General features: G+C 40.0%; 25 protein-coding genes and 1 pseudogene. 17 read left to right on the top strand and 9 right to left on the bottom strand.

What is annotated here, in order from left to right:
• Window positions 1-21: 21 nt before the first annotated feature.
• From DW152_RS00915 to DW152_RS00960, 10 genes are all read left to right on the top strand, one after another.
• A complete protein-coding gene (locus DW152_RS00915) occupies window positions 22-411 on the top strand; it encodes a conjugal transfer protein (RefSeq protein WP_118287775.1) in 390 nt (129 codons plus the stop codon).
• The gene (locus tag DW152_RS00920) at window positions 398-2,848 is read left to right on the top strand and encodes an ATP-binding protein (RefSeq protein ID WP_118287776.1); all 2,451 of its coding nucleotides are present in this window, start codon (window positions 398-400) and stop codon (window positions 2,846-2,848) included. The genes DW152_RS00915 and DW152_RS00920 overlap by 14 nt, the downstream gene beginning before the upstream one ends.
• A 5-nt stretch (window positions 2,849-2,853) precedes the next feature.
• On the top strand, window positions 2,854-5,013 hold the full coding sequence (locus tag DW152_RS00925; RefSeq protein WP_118287777.1) for an FUSC family protein: 2,160 nt from the start codon (window positions 2,854-2,856) through the stop codon (window positions 5,011-5,013).
• A complete protein-coding gene (locus tag DW152_RS00930) occupies window positions 5,010-6,014 on the top strand; it encodes a bifunctional lytic transglycosylase/C40 family peptidase (RefSeq protein ID WP_118287778.1) in 1,005 nt (334 codons plus the stop codon). Before DW152_RS00925 ends, DW152_RS00930 begins: the two co-directional genes overlap by 4 nt.
• A 15-nt stretch (window positions 6,015-6,029) precedes the next feature.
• Window positions 6,030-6,935, top strand: a complete 906-nt coding sequence (locus DW152_RS00935; RefSeq protein ID WP_118287779.1) for a conjugal transfer protein — start codon at window positions 6,030-6,032, stop codon at window positions 6,933-6,935.
• 213 nt (window positions 6,936-7,148) lie between these two features.
• Window positions 7,149-7,526, top strand: coding sequence for a GntR family transcriptional regulator (locus DW152_RS00940; protein ID WP_117579310.1), 378 nt, complete (start codon window positions 7,149-7,151; stop codon window positions 7,524-7,526).
• Window positions 7,527-8,396 (top strand): ABC transporter ATP-binding protein, encoded by an 870-nt coding sequence (locus tag DW152_RS00945; protein WP_118287780.1) that lies wholly within the window; start codon window positions 7,527-7,529, stop codon window positions 8,394-8,396.
• Window positions 8,386-9,027 carry an ABC-2 transporter permease gene (locus DW152_RS00950; protein WP_118145193.1) on the top strand — a complete coding sequence of 214 codons (642 nt, stop codon included), beginning with the start codon at window positions 8,386-8,388 and terminating at the stop codon, window positions 9,025-9,027. Before DW152_RS00945 ends, DW152_RS00950 begins: the two co-directional genes overlap by 11 nt.
• 10 nt (window positions 9,028-9,037) lie before the next feature.
• Window positions 9,038-9,424 carry a hypothetical protein gene (locus tag DW152_RS00955; protein WP_118287781.1) on the top strand — a complete coding sequence of 129 codons (387 nt, stop codon included), beginning with the start codon at window positions 9,038-9,040 and terminating at the stop codon, window positions 9,422-9,424.
• Between the two features lie 127 nt (window positions 9,425-9,551).
• Window positions 9,552-9,740 (top strand): cysteine-rich KTR domain-containing protein, encoded by a 189-nt coding sequence (locus DW152_RS00960; RefSeq protein WP_117597773.1) that lies wholly within the window; start codon window positions 9,552-9,554, stop codon window positions 9,738-9,740.
• A 63-nt stretch (window positions 9,741-9,803) separates the two neighbouring features.
• On the opposite strand, the gene DW152_RS00965 is transcribed toward DW152_RS00960, so the two are convergent.
• Complete coding sequence (locus DW152_RS00965) at window positions 9,804-10,157, bottom strand: helix-turn-helix domain-containing protein (RefSeq protein WP_118145195.1); 354 nt, start codon at window positions 10,155-10,157, stop codon at window positions 9,804-9,806.
• A gap of 568 nt (window positions 10,158-10,725) precedes the next feature.
• Here DW152_RS00965 and DW152_RS00970 point away from each other — a divergent pair.
• The 4 genes from DW152_RS00970 (at window position 10,726) to DW152_RS00980 (ending at window position 13,561) form a co-directional block, all read left to right on the top strand.
• On the top strand, window positions 10,726-11,145 hold the full coding sequence (locus tag DW152_RS00970) for an RNA polymerase sigma factor (RefSeq protein ID WP_016440028.1): 420 nt from the start codon (window positions 10,726-10,728) through the stop codon (window positions 11,143-11,145).
• Window position 11,146: 1 nt separating this feature from the next.
• The gene (locus DW152_RS00975) at window positions 11,147-11,386 is read left to right on the top strand and encodes a helix-turn-helix domain-containing protein (protein WP_118287782.1); all 240 of its coding nucleotides are present in this window, start codon (window positions 11,147-11,149) and stop codon (window positions 11,384-11,386) included.
• 381 nt (window positions 11,387-11,767) lie between these two features.
• Window positions 11,768-11,911, top strand: a complete 144-nt coding sequence (locus DW152_RS13300; protein WP_016440029.1) for a hypothetical protein — start codon at window positions 11,768-11,770, stop codon at window positions 11,909-11,911.
• An 81-nt stretch (window positions 11,912-11,992) separates the two neighbouring features.
• Window positions 11,993-13,561 (top strand): recombinase family protein, encoded by a 1,569-nt coding sequence (locus DW152_RS00980; RefSeq protein ID WP_118287783.1) that lies wholly within the window; start codon window positions 11,993-11,995, stop codon window positions 13,559-13,561.
• Window positions 13,562-13,594: 33 nt separating this feature from the next.
• Here the strand turns inward: DW152_RS00980 and DW152_RS00985 are convergent.
• The 8 genes and pseudogenes from DW152_RS00985 to DW152_RS01020 form a co-directional block, all read right to left on the bottom strand.
• Window positions 13,595-13,863: pseudogene (locus DW152_RS00985) on the bottom strand (manganese catalase family protein); the annotation flags it as partial.
• Between the two features lie 33 nt (window positions 13,864-13,896).
• Window positions 13,897-15,459 carry a recombinase family protein gene (locus DW152_RS00990; RefSeq protein WP_118287784.1) on the bottom strand — a complete coding sequence of 521 codons (1,563 nt, stop codon included), beginning with the start codon at window positions 15,457-15,459 and terminating at the stop codon, window positions 13,897-13,899.
• Window positions 15,460-15,667: 208 nt separating this feature from the next.
• Window positions 15,668-16,405 (bottom strand): Fic family protein, encoded by a 738-nt coding sequence (locus DW152_RS00995; protein ID WP_117538157.1) that lies wholly within the window; start codon window positions 16,403-16,405, stop codon window positions 15,668-15,670.
• A 262-nt stretch (window positions 16,406-16,667) separates the two neighbouring features.
• On the bottom strand, window positions 16,668-17,831 hold the full coding sequence (locus tag DW152_RS01000) for a hypothetical protein (RefSeq protein ID WP_117538158.1): 1,164 nt from the start codon (window positions 17,829-17,831) through the stop codon (window positions 16,668-16,670).
• A gap of 26 nt (window positions 17,832-17,857) precedes the next feature.
• Entirely contained in the window at window positions 17,858-18,253 is a 396-nt protein-coding gene (locus tag DW152_RS01005; protein WP_117538159.1) for a type II toxin-antitoxin system HicB family antitoxin, read from the bottom strand.
• A gap of 40 nt (window positions 18,254-18,293) precedes the next feature.
• Window positions 18,294-18,482, bottom strand: a complete 189-nt coding sequence (locus tag DW152_RS01010) for a type II toxin-antitoxin system HicA family toxin (protein WP_117538160.1) — start codon at window positions 18,480-18,482, stop codon at window positions 18,294-18,296.
• Between the two features lie 87 nt (window positions 18,483-18,569).
• Window positions 18,570-19,034 carry an ImmA/IrrE family metallo-endopeptidase gene (locus DW152_RS01015; protein WP_330416701.1) on the bottom strand — a complete coding sequence of 155 codons (465 nt, stop codon included), beginning with the start codon at window positions 19,032-19,034 and terminating at the stop codon, window positions 18,570-18,572.
• A 49-nt stretch (window positions 19,035-19,083) separates the two neighbouring features.
• Window positions 19,084-19,524 carry a helix-turn-helix domain-containing protein gene (locus DW152_RS01020; protein WP_118287786.1) on the bottom strand — a complete coding sequence of 147 codons (441 nt, stop codon included), beginning with the start codon at window positions 19,522-19,524 and terminating at the stop codon, window positions 19,084-19,086.
• Between the two features lie 156 nt (window positions 19,525-19,680).
• Between DW152_RS01020 and DW152_RS13540 the strand changes: the two genes are divergently transcribed.
• From DW152_RS13540 to DW152_RS01030, 3 genes are all read left to right on the top strand, one after another.
• Complete coding sequence (locus DW152_RS13540) at window positions 19,681-19,803, top strand: hypothetical protein (RefSeq protein ID WP_279209050.1); 123 nt, start codon at window positions 19,681-19,683, stop codon at window positions 19,801-19,803.
• Between the two features lie 193 nt (window positions 19,804-19,996).
• Window positions 19,997-20,224: a helix-turn-helix transcriptional regulator gene (locus DW152_RS01025; protein WP_243059735.1), complete on the top strand. Its 228-nt coding sequence runs from the start codon at window positions 19,997-19,999 to the stop codon at window positions 20,222-20,224.
• A 137-nt stretch (window positions 20,225-20,361) separates the two neighbouring features.
• On the top strand, window positions 20,362-20,514 hold the full coding sequence (locus DW152_RS01030) for a toxin-antitoxin system HicB family antitoxin (protein ID WP_158570010.1): 153 nt from the start codon (window positions 20,362-20,364) through the stop codon (window positions 20,512-20,514).
• Window positions 20,515-20,591 lie beyond the last annotated feature (77 nt).

Raw genomic sequence — 20,591 nt, forward strand, 5'->3', positions numbered from 1 at the left:
CAAAGAAAGGAGCTGTGAAAATTGAAGAAAATCAAAAGCTATACAAGCATATGGAGCGTGGAAAAAGTCATTTACGCAATCAACGACTTTCAGCTCCCGTTCCCTCTCACATTCAGCCAGATGGCTTGGTTTGTCCTGTCGCTGTTTGTGGTGATTCTCTTTGGGGAGCTGCCGCCACTTTCCATGATTGACGGGGTGTTCCTTAAATACTTTGGAATCCCTGTAGCGTTCACTTGGTTCGTATCGCAAAAGACCTTTGACGGAAAAAAGCCTTTTGGATTCCTAAAATCCTGTGTGAGCTTTTTCCTCCGACCCAAAGTAACCTATGCCGGAAAAGCCATCAGACTGAAAAAGGAAAGATTCAATCCCGTTATTACAACAGTTAGGAGTGTGATGTATGTTCCCGATTAAGTATATAGAAAACAATCTGGTGTTCAACCATGATGGTGAGTGTTTCGCCTACTATGAGCTGACACCCTACAATTATTCGTTCCTGTCACCAGAGGAAAAATATATGGTGCATGACAACTTCCGTCAGCTAATCGCCCAGAACCGTGACGGAAAAATCCATGCCCTACAGATTGCCACAGAGGACAGCTTGCGTGCGGTACAGGAGCGTTCCAAAAAAGGAATCACAGGCAGGTTAAAAGAAATTGCCTGTAAAAAGGTAGACGAACAGACAGAAGCGTTGGTTGAAATGATTGGTGAAAATCAGATTGACTACCGTTTTTTTCTTGGCTTCAAGCTGCTGGTGAATGAGGAAGAAATCAGTTTCAAGGGTATGCGAAAATCAGCAGCTATGACCTTTACAGACTTTATCTATGAAGTCAATCACAAGCTAATGGGTGATTTTATTTCCATGAGCAATGATGAAATCAACCGTTTCCTAAAGATGGAAAAGCTCTTGGAAAGCAAAATCTCACGCCGCTTTCAGTTCCGCAGGCTGGATAAGAACGACTTCGGCTATCTCTTGGAACATATCTACGGGAATACGGGCGTTGCCTACAGTGATTACAGTTATGACCTCCCGATAAAAAAATTAAAGCGTGAAACGCTGGTGAAGCGATATGACCTTATCCGACCGACACGCTGCATGATAGAGGAAAACCAGCGATACCTAAAGATAGAGCGTGAAGATCAGACAATGTATGTTGCCTACTTCACGATTAACAATATCGTGGGTGAGCTGGACTTCCCATCTTCGGAAATCTTCTATTATCAACAGCAGCAATTCACGTTCCCTGTTTCCACTTCTATGAATGTGGAAATCGTCACTAATAAAAAGGCTTTGACGACGGTTAGGAATAAAAAGAAAGAACTGAAAGATTTAGATAACCATGCGTGGGAATCCAACAACGAAACAGGAAGTAACGTCATAGACGCTCTGGATTCGGTGAATGAGCTGGAAACGAATTTAGATCAATCCAAAGAATCCATGTATAAGCTGTCTTACGTTATCCGTGTGACTGCTGACAATCTGGAAGAATTAAAACGCCGCTGTGATGAAGTCAAGGATTTTTATGATGATTTGAATGTAAAACTGGTACGACCATTCGGAGATATGCTTGGGCTTCACGGTGAGTTTATCCCGTCCAGCAAGCGTTACATCAATGATTATATCCAGTATGTGACTTCTGACTTTCTCGCCGGACTTGGATTCGGTGCGACACAGCAGCTTGGAGAAACGGACGGTATCTATATCGGCTATAACCTTGACACAGGAAAGAACGTCTATCTGAAACCTAGCCTTGCGGCACAGGGCGTAAAAGGTTCGGTAACAAATGCTCTTGCGGCTGCTTTTCTCGGTTCGCTCGGTGGTGGGAAATCATTCTGTAACAACCTTATCATCTATTATGCGGTGCTGTTTGGAGGAAAAGCGGTCATTGTAGACCCAAAATCAGAGCGTGGCAACTGGCAGGAAACGCTACTCGACATTGCACAGGAAATCAAGATAGTTAATCTTACCAGTGAGGACAAAAACAGAGGACTTCTTGACCCGTATGTGATTATGAAGCGAACAAAGGACGCTGAAAGTCTGGCAATCGACATACTCACCTTTTTAACGGGAATCAGCAGTCGTGACGGTGAGAAGTTTCCTGTATTAAGGCGTGCAATTCGTTCTGTGACACAGAGCAAAAAAAGAGGACTGCTCCGTGTCATTGATGAATTAAGGAAAGACGGTTCTCCTGTGGCAGAGAATATCGCAGACCATATCGAGAGCATGACCGACTATGACTTTGCACACCTTTTGTTCTCGGACGGTGATGTGGAGCAGTCCATCAGTTTAGACAGGCAGCTCAACATTATACAGGTGGCAGACCTTATACTGCCGGATAAGGACACGAAGTTTGAAGAATACACCACAATGGAATTATTGTCCGTGGCTATGCTGATTGTCATTAGTACCTTTGCCCTTGATTTTATCCATTCCGACAGGAGCATTTTTAAAATGGTGGACTTGGACGAAGCATGGACGTTCCTACAGGTAGCACAGGGGAAAGCACTGTCTAACAAGCTGATTCGTGCCGGACGTTCCATGAACGCTGCTGTTTACTTCGTCACGCAAAACTCTGGTGATGTGGACGATGAAAAGATGAAGAACAATATTGGATTGAAGTTTGCTTTTAGAAGCACAGACATAAAGGAAATCAAGAATACCCTTGAATTTTTTGGCGTGGATAAGGAGGACGAGGGAAACCAGAAACGACTTAGGGATTTGGAAAATGGGCAATGCCTGTTTCAAGATTTGTACGGGCGTGTGGGCGTTATCCAGATTCACCCTGTATTCTCTGACCTGTTCCATGCCTTTGATACCAGACCGCCAGTACAGACAGAAGAAACGAGGTGAAGCCTATGAGGAAACGAAAAATCTTACGATTCTTCGGTATCGCTCTATGTATGGTTCTCGGCGTACTGGTGTTTTTATCCATCACAGGTACGGTGGCTTATGCGGCTGGACTGGTGGATAATACGGTGAGCGACAGCAACGCCTACTCTCAATATCCACTGGAAAACTACCAGCTTGATTTTTACGTTGACAGCTCTTGGGATTGGCTACCGTGGAACTGGCTTGATGGAATCGGGAAAAGTATTCAGTATGGCTTGTACGCTATCACAAACTTTGTCTGGACGGTGAGCCTGTATATCTCCAATGCGACAGGCTATGTGGTACCGGAAGCCTACAAGCTAGACTTTATCTCTGATACCGCAAGCTCTATCGGAAAGAACATTCAGACACTTGCAGGTGTCACTTCCAGCGGTTTTTCTACACAGGGATTCTATGTAGGATTCCTTTTACTTCTGATTCTGGTAATGGGTATCTATGTCGCCTATACAGGACTGTTAAAAAGGGAAACCACAAAAGCCATTCATGCAGTTATTAACTTTCTTGTGGTATTTATCCTGTCAGCGTCCTTTATTGCCTACGCTCCAAACTATATCAACAAAATCAATGACTTTTCGGCAGATATAAGCAGCTCGGCATTATCGCTCGGAACAAAAATCGTGCTGCCCGATTCCAATAGCAAAGGAAAAGACAGTGTGGATTTGATAAGAGATAGCCTGTTTTCCATACAGGTGAAACAACCGTGGCTACTTTTACAGTACGGGGAATCGGATATAAAAACGATCGGCTCTGACCGTGTGGAAAGCCTGTTATCGGCAAACCCGGACACAGACGACAGAGAGGATGTTGTGATTGAAGAAATCGAAGATAAGGACAACGCTTATTTGAGCGTCACAAAGACCATGACCCGTTTAGGTATGGTGGTGTTCCTGTTTATCTTCAATATCGGAATCTCGGCGTTTGTTTTTCTGCTTACGGGCATGATGATTTTCTCGCAGGTGTTATTTATCATCTACGCCATGTTTCTGCCGATTAGTTTTGTTTTGTCCATGATACCGACCTATGAAGGCATGGCAAAAAAGGCTCTTACGAAGCTGTTCAATACCGTTATGATGAGAGCTGGAATCACACTGATTATTACCACAGCGTTTAGTATCTCGACTATGTTTTACTCCATTTCCTCTGGCTATCCGTTTTTCATGGTGGCATTTTTACAGATAGTCACCTTTGCCGGAATCTACTTCAAGCTCGGTGACTTGATGGCAATGTTCAGTCTGCAATCTTCTGATACACAGCAAGTCAGCAGACGAATCATGCGACACCCGTATATGTTCCTTAACCGCAGGGCAAGACGCTTGGAACGTAAAATCGGAAGAACCGTTGCGGCTGGTGCTGCTGGCGGTGTCGCTGGTGCGGCAGCGGCTTCTGCTTCTACGAAAAAGGCAGGCAGTACCAAACAGACAGGTAACACGCATACCAGAGCAAATCACAATACTTCTGCTTCTAACAGTGGAGGTAACAGCAAGCCGCCAGCTCTGCCGAATTCCAAATCACAGAATCCGCTTGCATTGCCAGATAAGAAAAGTCAGACGGATTCCTCACAGACCGTACATAGTTCAAAGAGCAATACGCAGGAATCACAGTCTACCTCAAAGCGTGGAATCGTGGATAAAAAATCGGTATCGAAACAGCCTCAGTCAGAGAAACAGAATCCGCAGCGTCCGATTGTGGATAAGGCACAGGACAAGCAGGAATCAAAGGATAAGGAGCAACAAGGCAGCGGATCAGCAACAAAGATAGCTGCCCCGGTGCATGAGCGACCAGCCACAACGCCTGCTCCTGTAAAATCGGATTCACAGGCGGCAGCTTCAAAACAAGAGCAGAACGTCAAGGAGCGTCCTGTCACGGTGACAAAGGAGCAGCCACAATCAAGCAAGACAAAAGAGCCTGTGACAAAATCGCAGGAGAATGTGAGAACGCAGGTTGTCAGAGAATTCCGTCCGGCAGATAAACAGACTTCATCAGCAGTAAATAAACATTCGGGAGCTGCTACAGATGGTTCACGACAGACAATACAGAGAAAATCGCAGACAAAGACAGTTCAGAAGAAAAATATAACACAATCCACTGTGAAAAAATCTACCAGTAAGAAAGGCGGCGAGAAATGAAGCTAAGACATTTCGCTGTGTTCGGTGGGATTTTCACAGTGGTTATCTGTCTGCTCCTGTTCCTGTTTATCGTGACCGCAGATGATGAAGAAAGCGGAACTTCCAGTTTCGATTTTTCCGGATTGAACCTGTCAGCGGAAGTCTTGAAACATCAGCCTACGGTAGAAAAGTATGCAAAGGAATACGGAATTTCTGACTATGTGAACTGCCTGCTTGCGATTATGCAGGTGGAATCTGGCGGCACTGGTACAACGGACGTTATGCAAGCCAGTGAATCACTCGGTCTGCCGCTTAATTCCCTGTCTACGGAGGAATCCATCAAACAGGGGTGTAAATACTTCTCGGAGCTTTTAAAATCCGCAGAAGTGAAAGGCTGTGACGTCAACACGGTGGTACAAGCCTATAACTATGGTGGGAGCTTCATTGATTACGTTTCCATTCATGGGAAAAAGTACACCTTTGAACTGGCGGTCAGCTTCGCAAGGGATAAATCGGGCGGTGTCAAAGTCACCTATAAAAATGAGATTTCCATTAAGGAAAATGGCGGCTGGCGTTACAAGTACGGAAATATGTTCTATGTGCGACTCGTGAATCAGTACCTGGCTGTGCCTGGTTTCAGTGACGCTACCGCACAGGCGATCTTCAATGAAGCATTGAAATATCAAGGCTGGAAGTATGTGTATGGTGGCAGCAATCCCAACACTTCTTTTGACTGTTCGGGATTGGTTCAGTGGTGCTATGGAAAAGCTGGTATCAGCCTGCCCCGTACCGCACAGGCACAGTATGACGCTACGCAGCACATACCGCTGTCACAGGCAAAAGCTGGAGATTTGGTGTTTTTCCACTCAACTTATAACGCAGGAACGTATGTTACCCATGTGGGAATCTATGCAGGAAACAACAGAATGTATCACGCTGGCGACCCTATCGGATATGCAGATTTAACAAGCTCGTACTGGCAGCAACATTTGATTGGTGCTGGACGGGTGAAAACCAAATAAGAAAGGAATGGTGCTATGCTATTTAAGAAAAAGGATAAAGAATCGAAACCAAAAAAAGAGAAAAAAGTGCCTGTAATGAAAATCGGCACACATAAGAAAACCGTGATTGCCTTATGGCTGGTGCTGGTTGTAAGCGTCAGCTTTGGGGTATATAAAAATTTCACTGCTATTGATATGCACACGGTACATGAGAAAGAAGTCATTGAACAGCGTATTGTCGATACCAACAAGATAGAGAATTTCGTAAAAGCCTTTGCGAAGTCCTACTATTCTTGGAGCAACACGCAGGAATCCATTGAGAAAAGAACAGCAGCCATCAATCAATATCTGACAAAGAGCTTGCAGGATTTGAATGTTGATACCGTCCGTATGGATATACCTACAAGCTCTACGGTGACGGACGTTAAGATTTGGGAGGTTGAAGCGGCTGGAACGGACGAGTTTACCGTTGTCTACTCGGTAGAACAAACGGTAACGGAGGGAGAAACTTCTATCGGTTATACTTCCGCTTACATGGTAATGGTTCATGTAGATAGGAACGGGAATATGGTTATCACGCAGAATCCGACCATCAGTAACACACCGACAAAATCAACCTATGAACCAAAAGCAAAGGAATCAGACGGAACGGTGGACGCTGCTACTACGGAAGAAGTGACAGAGTTTTTGGAAACATTCTTCAAGCTGTACCCTACCGCAACGGAAAAGGAGCTTACCTACTATGTGTCGGGAAATGTGCTTGAACCTGTGAATTGTAATTATGTGTTTTCGGAGCTGGTAAATCCAATCTTTATACAAGATGGAGAACAGGTGAAAGTATCGGTATCAGTGAAGTATCTCGACCAGAGGACAAAGGCAACACAGATTTCACAGTTTGATTTGACACTGGAAAAAGATAGTAACTGGAAGATTGTAAAATAATGAAGATGGGGAATGGACATTATAAACCGTTCCCCTTTAATCATTTTCATTCACGTTTAATTTTTTCAACTGCTATTGCTTATTGTACTACAAAAAAATGCCATTCTTAATTTGGAAGATTAGTTCCAGAAAAATCAGAAAGAATATTGACATACAAGTGATGTGTGTATATAATGTGCATGTACAAACATCACACTAAAGGAGGAAAGATATTTGAAGATAGTAATATCTAATACATCTGAAAATCCTCTTTACCAGCAAATCAAAGACCAAATAAAAGACGCTATCTTAAGAGAGGAATTAGTGGAGGGCGACGCCCTTCCGTCTATCCGTTCCTTTGCAAATGATTTAAAAGTCAGCGTCCTAACAATACGGAGGGTATATGATGAATTGGAAAAAGAGGGATTTATTACAAGTCAAGTCGGTATCGGGACTTTTGTTTCTACAAGTAATATTGAATTATTAAGGGAGTCCAAACGGCGACTTGTAGAGAAAAAAATGCTTGATATGATACAGACAGCTAAATCACTAAATATCAGCAAAGAGGAATTAAATGCCATGATGGACATTCTATACGAGGAGGAAAACTGAATGGACAATATTTTAGAAGTATCTGGAATCAATAAAAGTTATGATGATTTTTCCTTGAAGGACATCTCGTTCTATTTACCAGAGGGATGTATCACTGGATTTGTGGGAATTAACGGGGCAGGTAAGACAACCACTCTACGAAGTATTTTAGGGCTTACCAACAATGTGTCGGGGAAAATAAATTTTTTTGGTATGGACATAAAGGGAAATGAAAGCGAAATAAAAGACCGTATCGGTATTGTGCTTGATGATGGTTGTTTTTATGATGAATTAACCATTTCAGAAATGAAAAGCGTCATAGCACCTGCCTACAAAAACTGGTGTGAACAAGATTTTATTGATTACTTAGAACGTTTCGAGCTTAACCCAAAGCAAAAAATCAATACACTGTCGAAAGGTATGCGTATGAAATATGCTTTGGCATTAGCTCTTTCACATAAAGCGGAGCTACTTATTATGGACGAACCGACAAGCGGACTTGACCCACTGGTACGAAGCCAGCTTTTGGATATATTAAAAGATTATATGAACAAAGATGGAAAAGGTGTATTTTTTTCTACGCATATTACCTCTGATTTAGACAAAATTGCAGATATGCTGATTATGATTGATAGTGGGCAGATTGTTTTTCAAGAAGAAAAAGACCAGTTGCTTGACAGCTATCGAATTATAAAAGGAAGTGCAGAGAAACTGAATTCAGATACACGAAAGATGTTTCTTTGCACAGAAGAAAGTGCATTTAATTTTACGGGAATTACAAAACAGGCTTCTGTTGTTATGGAATGTATGCAGGATGTTCTTATAGAACGACCAACGATTGAAGACATTATGCTTGCGAATGTGGAAAGGAGAAAAAAGAATGTTATTTAGCTTAGTAAAAAAAGATTTTCTAATTGTAAAGAAATATGTGGGTATTATGCTTATTGTATCCTTTTTAATTCCGCCTATTATGCTTTGGCGTACACCTGAAGCGGCTGGAGCTATGGGTTTCACACTTACTATTATTTTCAGTATTTTCATGTTGACACAATATGTTTCCTTAAAGGAACATCAATATCCGAACGCAGCTACTCTGCTTTGTGCAACGCCATATCCCCGTAGGCTGATTGTACTTTCAAAATATTTATTTTGTCTGGTTATTTATGTGGTATGCTGTTTGATTTTTGGAATTGACACACTTATTTTTCCGAAACTGGGAACGTTTGATATTAGGATGGCGGTTATCATTTTTTTTACGGTCACTGTATTTTTATCTGTTTATTTTCCTGCTTTATATAAACTGGGATATGAAAAAACAAAATTTGTCTTTGTCTTAGTTATTATGGCATCCCCTATTTTGTTTGCAGCTCTGTTTAAACCAGAAAATAAGATAAAGTTTGATTTCTTAAATACGGTTTCCACAACAATGCTCATTATTTTTGGTATTGTAATTAGTCTTATCATTTTTTCAATATCCGCTATTCTGTCAATTAAGTTTTTTGAAAAGAGCGATTTGGCATAGGAGGTATCGTATGGAACATGATGTAATTATTTTGTATTTGATAGCAGGAGTATCGTTTACTTTCGCCTTGTTTAATTGTATTTTGTTTGCCTTGAAACATGGAAAGACAATGAAAACAGATGGAATGATTGTTTCAATAAAGTCTACAAACCCGACAAACGAAAAATGGCGTAATGCAAAACTGGCAGAGGTTTCCTATCTGGTAAATGGCAAGCGGATTGTGTCAAAAAATCGCATACAGGTTTCTCTTGCCTCCGAGATAGGAACGCATATTCCTATCCGATATGACCGAAACCAGCCAGACAAAATATACAGTTATTCAGTAAAACGAATTATTATAGGATTTTTAATTGGTGTAGGTAGCATACTTATAGCTGTGTTTATGCAAATTCATTAGAGAAAGGGGATATAGGATATGCCACATTTTCCAGAATGGTTTATAGTCATTTGTGTGTTGTTCCCTATTGCCAATTTGATTTATAAGGCATGGAAAAACAGAAAGAAATAGCAAAGTGGAGGTAATGATGAAAAAAACGGAATGGATACGCTGCCCTGTTTGTGGCAACAAAACCCGTGACAGAATTAGAGAAGATACGGTTTTAAAAAATTACCCGCTCTATTGTCCGAAATGTAAACAGGAAGCCTTAATAGAAGCCAAAAATCTACAAATAATAGTAATCAAAGAGCCAGACGCACAGACGCAGAGCCGATAACACCGAGAATAGTTTTATCTTGGGTTATCGGCTTATTTTATTGGAAAGCTAAAAAGCAGAGGGTTACTCCTCCACTTCCTTAGACTTGATGATTCCGTCAACAACGCTTTCCATGATAACTAAATCTTTGTCGGACAGATTATCAAGCTGCTTTTCTAACTGTATTCTTCTGGTGCTTTTCACCAGATCAGAAGCAGGCAAGAAAAAAGCGTCTGTTGATACATTCAATAAATGAACAAGGTCATAAAATACTTGTAAACTTGGGTGCTGCCCTTTGTTTTCAATATTCGTCAAATAGCGTGGGTCAATCTCAATCATTGCTCCCACTTGTTCACGGGTAAGACCTTGTTTCATGCGAGCTTCTTTGATTGCAAGACCAAAGGCTCTAAAATCATACTTATCTTCTTTTTTACGCATATGTAATCACCTCACTACATTTTACTGTTCCTGTTGATTTTCTAACAGGTATAGAAAAACGCATAGTATGGTTTGTAAGTTCCTATCTGCGTAAAAGGAACATTAAAAAAGTGCTGCATTGCGGTAAATAAAAAAAACCGCTATTGTCAGTAGCATTTTTGCATGTTAAAAATTTTCTTTGTTTAGATGGCGGTTGACAAGCCGCCTTTTTTTCATCCCCGAAAAACAGTATATAGGTTTGGGGTTAGCGGCTTTAGGAGGTAGCCGCATTGAGAAACCTACATAATCGACAATCTTTGATATATCCGATATTGTCAAAAAAATCTTAGCCTTTAAAGCGGTACCATATACCCTTGAATATGGTTTTTCACATTACATAGCAGGAACAACTATAAAAGCACAAGAACAGCATTCATTTTATGCTCTTGTGCTTTTTTGCTACTTTAAAAAATTTTTTGATTTTTTTCTGATTCGGGTTACAAATCGCCCCTCCGTGTTGAGTGTTAGTGCGGAAAGAGGTAAAAAGCCTTTTCGCTTTAGCAACTTCAACTTGAAAGGAGGTGAGATTATGAAACCTTCTTCATTTGAGAACGCTATAAGACTTCAATTTGACTGTCTGGCTCGTAAGGTGATTGGCAGAACTGTAAAGAACTACAACAAAGAACTTGCCAGACGTGCAAAGCATGAAATATCTTTCTGTGAAATACCAGAGCTGGAATTAAACCAGTTGGGTGTATCGGACGAATACCCGATTGAATTTACTTCCTTTGATGTGTTTGGTACAGAAGTTCGTGTCTATGATGAGAAATTATGTGAAGCAATCAAAAAATTAAGCGAAAGACGACGCAATGTTGTGTTGATGTTCTATTTTCTGGAATTACCAGACGCAGAAATCGCAGAGATTTTGGATATTTCCAGAAACTCTGTTTATAGAAACAGAATGTGTTCACTAAAGCTCATTAGAGATATGTATGAGGAGGAATTATAACATGATGAAGTCTACAAAAAAGTGTCCTCTATTCTCCACAATCAGTTTAGCTGCTGATGGCGACGAAGTGGCAATAGAGAAAATATTAAATCACTATGACGCTTACATATCAAAAGCAAGTTTACGCCCGTTCTATGATGAACACGGAAATATGTATATTGTGGTCGACATGGAACTGAAAGGCAGAATCAGAGCTGCTCTTATTAAAGTAATTCTAGGTTTTGAAGTCAGAGTGAAATAAGCGAATATATACGGAGTGTTCTATCACCTCATTCCAGCTCCGTTTTACAAGTGTTCTTTGAAAAATGAATAAAGTAATCAGATACGTTTGATATACGGTGAGCCGACGGACTGGAACGCCATGACCCACGAAAGGAGGAATAAAGAAGCGAGCGACCATGCCAGTGATCCGTAAGCGACTGTTGGAAAAGTTGCTGCCATGACCTGTATATCAGAATAATGATACACCCGTATGACACGGTTCACCCATCAGAATGGGAATGGTGAAATTCCAGTGGAGCTTTCCAAAGCCATCTGATTACTTCTTATTTATAGACAAATTCTTTCATAATGTACAAGCATTTTTGCATACTTTGTAAATATATTGTAGTGAGGTGGTTCAATGGCAAATGACGCAAAGGTAGTTTGCAAGAATGTTTTTAAAAATTGTGATAGAGCGGCGTTTACAAAAGCATTTACTCTAAAATGGATAGAGTTGATAAATCAATATGAAAAAAATAAAGGAAAGGCAACTCCTGCCAGATGATAGACAAACTATCCTACAAGATGTTATAATAACATTATGTAGAGATAGTTTGTTTCGTCTTCTCTAAAAGGAGAACGAAGCATGATAGAATCAAAATCAAGAGTTGCTATTTATTGCCGCTTATCAGAGGAAGATAGAAACAAACAATCAGAAACAGACGACAGTAACAGTATTCAGAATCAAAAGTCAATGTTACTTCAATACTCATTAGAGCATGCTTGGGAAGTCTACAACATATACAGTGATGATGATTACACTGGTTCTGACAGACGACGACCAGAATTTAACAGGTTGTTGGAGGACGCAAAGAATCGTAAATTTGATATTGTCCTTTGTAAGACACAATCCAGATTTACCAGAGAACTAGAATTAGTGGAAAAATATATCCACGGTCTTTTCCCTATTTGGGGTATTCGTTTCATCAGCATTGTTGATAATGCAGATACCGCTAATAAAGGAAATAAGAAATCAAGACAGATAAATGGTCTGGTGAATGAGTGGTACTTAGAGGATATGTCAGAAAACATTAAAAGCGTTCTCACTGACAGAAGAAAGAACGGACACCATATCGGTGCTTTTGCCCTGTATGGTTACAAAAAAGACCCTGACGTAAAAGGGCATTTGATTATTGATGAAGAAGCTGCGGAAGTTGTCAGAGAAGTTTTTACACTGTTTTCACAGGGATATGGAAAGACCGCCATTGCCCGTATGCTGAATGACAGAGGAATACCAAACCCTACGGAATACAAACGACTTCATGGTTTGCGTTACAAGCAGCCTAAAACGAAAAACAGTACCCTATGGAAATATTTTGCCATATCAGATATGTTGGTGAATGAAATCTATATCGGGAATATGGTTCAAGGGAAATATGGCAGCGTTTCTTATAAGACAAAGCAAAACAAACCCAGACCAAAAGACGAGTGGTACAGAGTTAAGGGTACACATGAGCCGATTATTGACCGTGAGTTATGGGATAGGGTTCAAGCATTGGTAGCTCAAAAGGCAAAACCTTTCACAGTTGGCACAATCGGCTTATTTGCCAGAAAAGCTCGCTGTATGAATTGTGGTTATACAATGCGTTCATCAAAGAATCGTGGTAAGCATTATTTACAATGTTCTAACCGCCATGTAGCAAAGGACGCTTGTATAGGTTCTTTCATTTCAGTAGACAAATTGGAAAAAGCTGTGATTGATGAACTTAATAAGTTATCCGCAGAATATCTAGATAAAGATGAGCTTGAACAAAATGTGCAATTCAATAATGACTTGCGAGGTCAAAAAGAAGCTTTGGAAACGGAGATTGCTGCTTATCAAAAAAAGATTGCGGAATACACAAAAGGAATCCGTGAACTATATTTAGATAAGGTAAAGGGTATTCTTTCCGAACTTGATTACTTGGATTTATCTAAAGACTTCTCAACACAAAAAGAAAGGCTCGAAAAACTGGTAATTGATACGCAGAAACAGCTTGATGTTATTGAAAGAAAAATGCTGATTGGCGATAACAGACGACAGTTAATCGAGCAATATACAAATCTTGAACACTTAGACAGGGAAACGGTTGAAAAGCTGATTGATTATGTATTGGTCGGTAAGAAAGACCCTGTAACTAAGGAAGTACCTATTGAGATACATTGGAATTTCTAAAGTTCTCATATCTGGCAGCTAGTATGCCAGATGTTCGGGAACTATCTTTAAAACATTAAATGTTGTCTTTACACAATCGCACCATCCGCAGCCATATCTTCGCTTAAATCGGTGATGGGATCACCTTTGGACTGGAAAGTAGTGGCGCTCCAAGGAACACCGCCGGCAGACTGTGGCCAGAGTGCAAGCGTATGATCTACATAATATTTATCAAAACCGGATTTTTCTAATTCTTCCATTGTCATATTTTTTGTAAGTTGATAAACAATAGCACAGACGATTTCTAAGTGAGCCAGTTCTTGCGCCCATAAATGTTGTCGCTAATGAAAAAGCCCCTAAATACGCGGGATTCGGGGCTTTAAATTCAGTGTAAAAGTAGGATTATCCTTATCTCCCTTACGATTTCGCTTGGTTTTCGTGTATTCGACACTTTCCAGGAGCATTTTCAGAGCTTTGTTCCGGTCCTGGGCGGATAAGTCCCAGTAACAGGAGAGAAGCTCCTTGCAGGAAGGGATAAAGTTCTCTATGTTTGCTATTTTCTCTTTTTCATATTTCAGATCTTTTTTCAGAATTTCTATATGTGCTTCCGATTCTTTGATACGTTTCTGTAATTCGTGGGAACGTTCCAGAAAGATCTCGGTGGTGTAGACTCCCTGTTCCAACAGATCGTATAAGTTTCCATTTTGTTTTAGTAATAAATCGTGATTGTTGACAGCGGAAGAGAGAAGCTGTTCTTTTTCCGGAACTTTGTTCTCAACTTCCAGAGTCGGATCTAACTGGTATCCAGCTACCCAGTCGGATAGTGCCTGTATGAGTTCACGCTCTACCAGCTCAAGCGTTGAGCCGATGGTGGGACAGCCTCTGGTATTGCACATTAAAACGTCATATGGACATCTTCCGGAAGAGCCGTCCCTGGAAGCCGGTCTTCTCTGCATTTTCTTTCCGCAGCAGGAGCAGACCAGGATTCCGGCGAGTGGGTTTTTAATTCCATAGGATTCCGGCAGCTTATGAGAGTTTTTGGCGAGATATTCCTGCGCTTCGAGGAATACATCATGATCAATCAATCGTGGCTGCAGTCCTGGAGCAGTGAAATCATAATCACTATGAGGACGTACTTTGCTGACGGAGCCGTTCTGGACTTGCTTTACAACCTTTCTTCGCCCAATGCCGACTCGCTGATCATTAACAACGTTCCTCAAGATTCCCATAACGCTGCATTCCAGCCAGGTATCTCCGTTCCTTGGCTTGATTCCCCGGTTATCCAGATATCTGCAGATGTGGGTAATTCCGATGCGATCGGGACCGGTATAGAGCCGGAAGATAAGTTTCACGACCGGAGCTTCGTCCGGATCCGGAGCGAGAACCCATCCACGCCCATGTTCGAGCTTCACGCGTTGCCAGCCGTAGGGTGCCTGATTGAACGGCCATTTTCCTTCCTTCACGGCAGCAGTCACACCGGCGCGCATCCGGCGGCGGATTGTCTTGTATTCCCTCCGGCTCATGAAGAGTCCGAACTCAAAGTATTCTTCGTCAAATTCATTATTTGGATTATAGGTCTTTGTTGGAGTGATGATCTTCGTTCCGGAATATTGGAAAGCTCTTTGAACAATTCCCTGATCGACCGTATCACCTCTTGCCAGACGTTCCACTTCCATTACGAGTACACCTTCCCAACGTCCGGATTCTACTTCGGATAAAAGCTTCTGCATTTCCGGACGCGCGGATATAGACTCTCCGGAAACGACTTCACGGTAGATCCCGCCAATGGATAAGTTCATTCGTTTGGCAAGATCAAGTAAGATCTGCTCATGCCGTTCCAGGACATCCACGCCCATAGCTTCCAGAGAAGCATCACTTCGGGACTTCCGGAGATAGATAAGATATTCTTCATATTGCATATGTATCACCTTTCCTTAGTATATGTGCGACGTCGCACTAAAAATGAGTATAAAAATAACAGCCAGCAGAGAACTAGCGTTCTGCTTGCGATAGCTGTTCGAAGATGATACAATATGTAGGTCAAAAGTTTGGTTGATACCATCTTCGGTATTGCCTATGAAAAGCCGTTCCTGTTGGTAGCAGGGGCGGTTTTCTTATTTTGAACTATTATTCTTCCAAAAAGTACTGGCATCTTTGACGATAATAATCTTGTTCCTTTTCGAACAATGCTACCAGTTCTTTGGTCGAGTTGTTTTGACGGAATGCTTTCAATGCTTCTAAATATTCAGGACGATTGCTGTCTTCAATAATGAAAGGAGCAATATCATGACGCAAGCATTCACGGAATAAGATCAGACGCCCTGTTCGTCCGTTTCCGTCCTGGAATGGGTGGATACTTTCATAGCGTGCATGGAATTCTGCAAGGGTATCAAGAGAAACATTCTGCGCATCGTACCAGGCAAAGAGCGAATCCATTTCATCATTTACCTGACTCGGCAAAGCAGTTTTGTATATCCCAACCATATTTGCTCGTTTCTTATATTCTCCGATAGCATATCCATTAGCGCGATCTTCAAATACGCCGCTTTTTAATTCATAGTGAAACTGCTTGATCAGCTCCTGTGAGAGATCACGGTCTAAAGTTTCTAACATTTTATTAAACATCAGGAAGTGCCCGTTCATTTCTTCAACATCTTTTGCGCGATAGTAATCATCTGTCTTTGGCAAGATACCGGTGTCGAAGAGAGAAGCAGTCTGGTCTTCGGTTAAAGTGCTGCCTTCAATCTTGTTTGAATTATAAGCCATTAATCGTTGCGTCAGTCCATAAACTCCGGAACGATCACGCTTTTTATGCTCAATTTTAAAACGCTCCAATAGATATTGGATAAATAATGTCGTAGTCATAGGGACTCCTTTCTTTAAATATATAGTTATTTTCAATAAGTTTTCCTATTGTTGTATACAAAAAATTCAGATATAATACGAAAAAGAGGAGGTAATGTTATGAAAAAACAGTTTCTAAAAATTGTAGATTTATTAATTCTTATTTTTTCATTTGTCCTTCTTTTAAGTATCTTTTTTAAATTAATATCAATTGCTTTTGGAGGTAATGAAAATAACTATATTGTGTTGCTTTGGATGGTGGGACTTTGTTTTGCGGGTAAATTTACTCATCCTCTATATCTTGAGATTCTTGCACTTCGTTTGCCACTGGAACATTGGCTGCAGATGCATCATCTAAAATGATTGGCTCTACTTCTAGAGTAGAGCAACCTGAAAGTAATGCATTAACTGGATCGTTTAAAGATTCTGGATCTATTCCAGAGTCTTTAATTTTTTGCAAAAGTTCTGCTTTCTTTTCCCATACTTCCAATTCAGCCTTTTCGGCTTCAGCGTGTTTGATGCGATAGTCGTCTTTAGCAAAAAGAATACTTTTTATAATATCAATTGCGCCAGGAACTTTAAAAGTAAGGGCACTACCACCACCTAGAAATACAAGCATGCCAAAAATAAATTGCCAGTTATTTACCAAAAGGTCTTTAACGTTAACTAGTGAAAATACAATATCCCCAGGTGAATTTAAAGATACTTGGGTTGATATGCATTCTTCAGGAGCAATGGAGGATAATAATTCGGTAGTTCCGTATAAAACATTGTTAATTGAACGAGGCCCGATAGGTGTTTGCTTTTGAACATTAAGAACAAAAGACATATCATTGCCAAACATATAATAATTGTATAAAGCATTAAGTATCTGTTTTGAGTATGAATCTAAATTTGAAAGTCCGTGATAGTTTGAAATTGCCCGACATAACGAATAATTTAATTCTTCATTCTTTACTGTTCGAAGCAAAGTTATGCGTCTGCGTTTTTTATAGGGACAAGAAACATCGTTTATATCAACATCATGATTGTCAATACGATATATAACATTCTGCTCAAGCTCTAAGGTTTTCGAATCATCTTCATAATATTCACCAGCGAGGGCGAAAGTAATGTAACTGCTCTTAACACTAGGAATTACAAGTATATCATTGGTTTGAATTTCATTAATAAAAGAATAACATTTATTAATAACTGTTGAAGGACGATGAATTTCCTTAAATGTCATTAACACATCATCTTTTAATGAATCTCTATTGGACTCTGAAAAATCAGTTTTATGTGTGATATTATTCCATGCTAAAGCAACAAAACGTTTTGAAAGAAATTCATTATAAAAATAACCTTTTTTTGTACGAATCATCCAAAAATGTGTATTTTGTGGAATAATTGGAACTTCAAATTTATCTAATAAATTGAGTAATGCCAATTCGTCTGTATATGTCATACTCTAATTTCTCCTTTGTAAAATTATTATTGTTTCTTCTGTACCTTTTGTAATAATGCTTCCTGAAGAACCTGAGAGAAATTAAGCCCCATAGCGGTAGCGGACTCATTCAACCATTCAGGAATAGTCAGAGTTTTCTTAACAGCCTTTGAACTGTGCTTTTTCAGATATGCGTATAAATCGAATTCCAAAACAACGAGAAAGCCATCATCGACTTTGAGTTCACTAATATCTGTAGGCTCTGGAATTGCTTCTTTTTCATCCTGTCTGCTTGTGATTGCAAGTCCTAAGGCATCAACGGCATTCTCATAAGCCTGCTGCATATCATCACCATCAGAAAAACATTCTGGAAAATCCGGAAAAGAAATCCAAAAGCCTCCGTCTTCTTTATGGAAAATTGCTGGGTAAAATAATCTGTTCATACGTAATACCTCCGTGATGTTTATTGTGGTACAGGTAGGACTACTTTAGTCCTGCCTGCTTTAATATTGCCTGTTCCAAACCTTTTTTCAGGTCTTTTGAGTGATAAGGAACAATTACCGTCCTACCAGTTTCCGGATTCATCAATTTGACGTGAGAACCATTCTGACTGACTATGATGAAACCGTTCTTCTTAAGAAGCTTAATCATCTCTTTTGGTGTTAATGGCATCTTCTGTATCTCCTTTCCTTATCATGGCTCCATTATAACACGTATAAACACGTATGTCAATAAAAGTATGTATAAATACGTATAAAATCATATTTTCTTCAACACTGCCAGATGCGGAATAAAAAATATGATGTAATGTTCAACTGTCTTGTATTCCCCGTATTTATCCCGATAAAATTCAATGCATTCTTGCAGAGCTTCCTCTGTTACATCCAGATACTCTGCAATCTCATGGCTGGCAGTACAACCATGTTCGTATGCTCTGACCAGACCTTTGAGTCCGATCTGTTTATTATATGCCCATAATCTTGCCTGTCGCTCTTGTTTCCGGTTGGAAGAGCTATCCATGTCAATGATGTTTCCAACGGAAGTATAATAATGTCCCAATTCTTCAGCCAAAACGCAGCCTTTTTCAGTTGTTGTATCGATATCCTGTCGGATTGCAATCCGGTTTCCTTTGATTCGACCGTTGTTAAATCGCAATGGCTTTTCTTTTACTTCAAATCCAATATCACAGGCTTCATCTAAAAGTGCTTCATATGCGTTCATCATAAACACCTCCGTGATAAATATAATAAAACACCTGTTCGATAAAAAGGACTTAGAAGTCTTCGGAATCCATAATGTCATCATCTGATGTATCTGTTCCTTCTGGTATATCTATGTCGGTACGTGCTTGTGCTGCGTTTAATTCGAGCTCTTCTTCCAACTGCTGATTGCTCAAAAGATTTTCTATATATGTTACGCTTTTCTTTTTATTTAAATCAGATAGATTGCGATAGGATTGGAGTAGATTATTTTCATCTTCTGATTTAAAAGCAGATGGAATATAAGTGGTTTTATTTGTGCGTCCAAGTAGGTAATCTGTATCTACATTGAAATAATCGGCGATTAATTCCAGAGTTTCAAAATCTGGCTCACGAGCTCCACTTTCGTACATACCGATTGTACTTCGTGAAATTCCTAATTGTTTAGATAACTCGTCTTGAGTTAATCCGTGTGAAGTACGTAATGATTTTATTACTGTTTTAAATATTCCCATATCTTATTACCATCCTTATTGATTTAAAATAATATTAACACGAAACGTGATAAAAGTAAATAGAAATGTCACAAAAAGTGTTGACACGTAACGTGACAAGTGATATACTATAATCGTAGCAAGGGAACAGGGATTCACGGAAAGGAGGAAAGTAAAGTGGATGACTTGATAAGGGCAATTAAAAAAGCTGAGAAAGTGGTAGTAGCACTTACTCAGCTCGCCCTAAGCATCGGAACTCTCTTAGCCGTCATAAAGATGGTTGTAGAAAGTCTGATGTGATTGATAAGCGGGGGAAGCAATTCCCCTTGCTTATTTGATACTCTATCATAAATCCATTTGAAATACAACTATGCTTTTTAAGGAAACCATGAAACTCATTGCCAAAATTCTTGTCTTGGTAGTAATTGTTGCCGGACTTATAATTATGTTTACAAGATAAGAAGAAAGCTGTCCTATCGGCTATACGGGGAGAATGGAAGGTGAGAAAATGAATGCGAAAGATATTGGAGAACGATTGCTGAAGCTGAGAGGAGATCGATCAAGAGAAGAAGTAGCAAAAGCCGTTGGAGTTAGCACATCCGCAATGAGCATGTATGAGAATGGTGAGCGTATTCCAAGAGACGGAATCAAAATCAATTTGGCAAACTACTATGAAAAAAGTGTACAGGAAATTTTTTTTGATGAAAAATGTCACACTTAGTGACTGGATGCGCAATAATAAAAGAATAGCAAGTAACAATAAAACGTGTCGAAAAATGTATTGACAAACCTCTGAGCTGTCGCTCATCAGAAAACCTCTTATAAACTGCTATCATTTTGATGTCAGGAGGTGAAAAGATGGTGCAGACAACGATCCGTTTTCCGGAAAAGCTGTATAAGAAATTAAAGAAGGAAGCAAAGAGTAGAGGAATGTCAATGAATGCATTTGTAATCAGTATGTTATGGGATGAGCGGAAATCGAATGTAAATCATTCCCAGACAAATCATTAGATTACTTATTCGCAACAGATGAAACAGAAGCGCAACAGGAAGTGAGGTGAGAAGTGTGCTAGTGATAATAATTTGTA

Source organism: Dorea sp. AM13-35, from assembly GCF_003473885.1.
Classification (GTDB): Bacteria; Bacillota; Clostridia; order Lachnospirales; family Lachnospiraceae; genus Dorea_D; species Dorea_D hominis.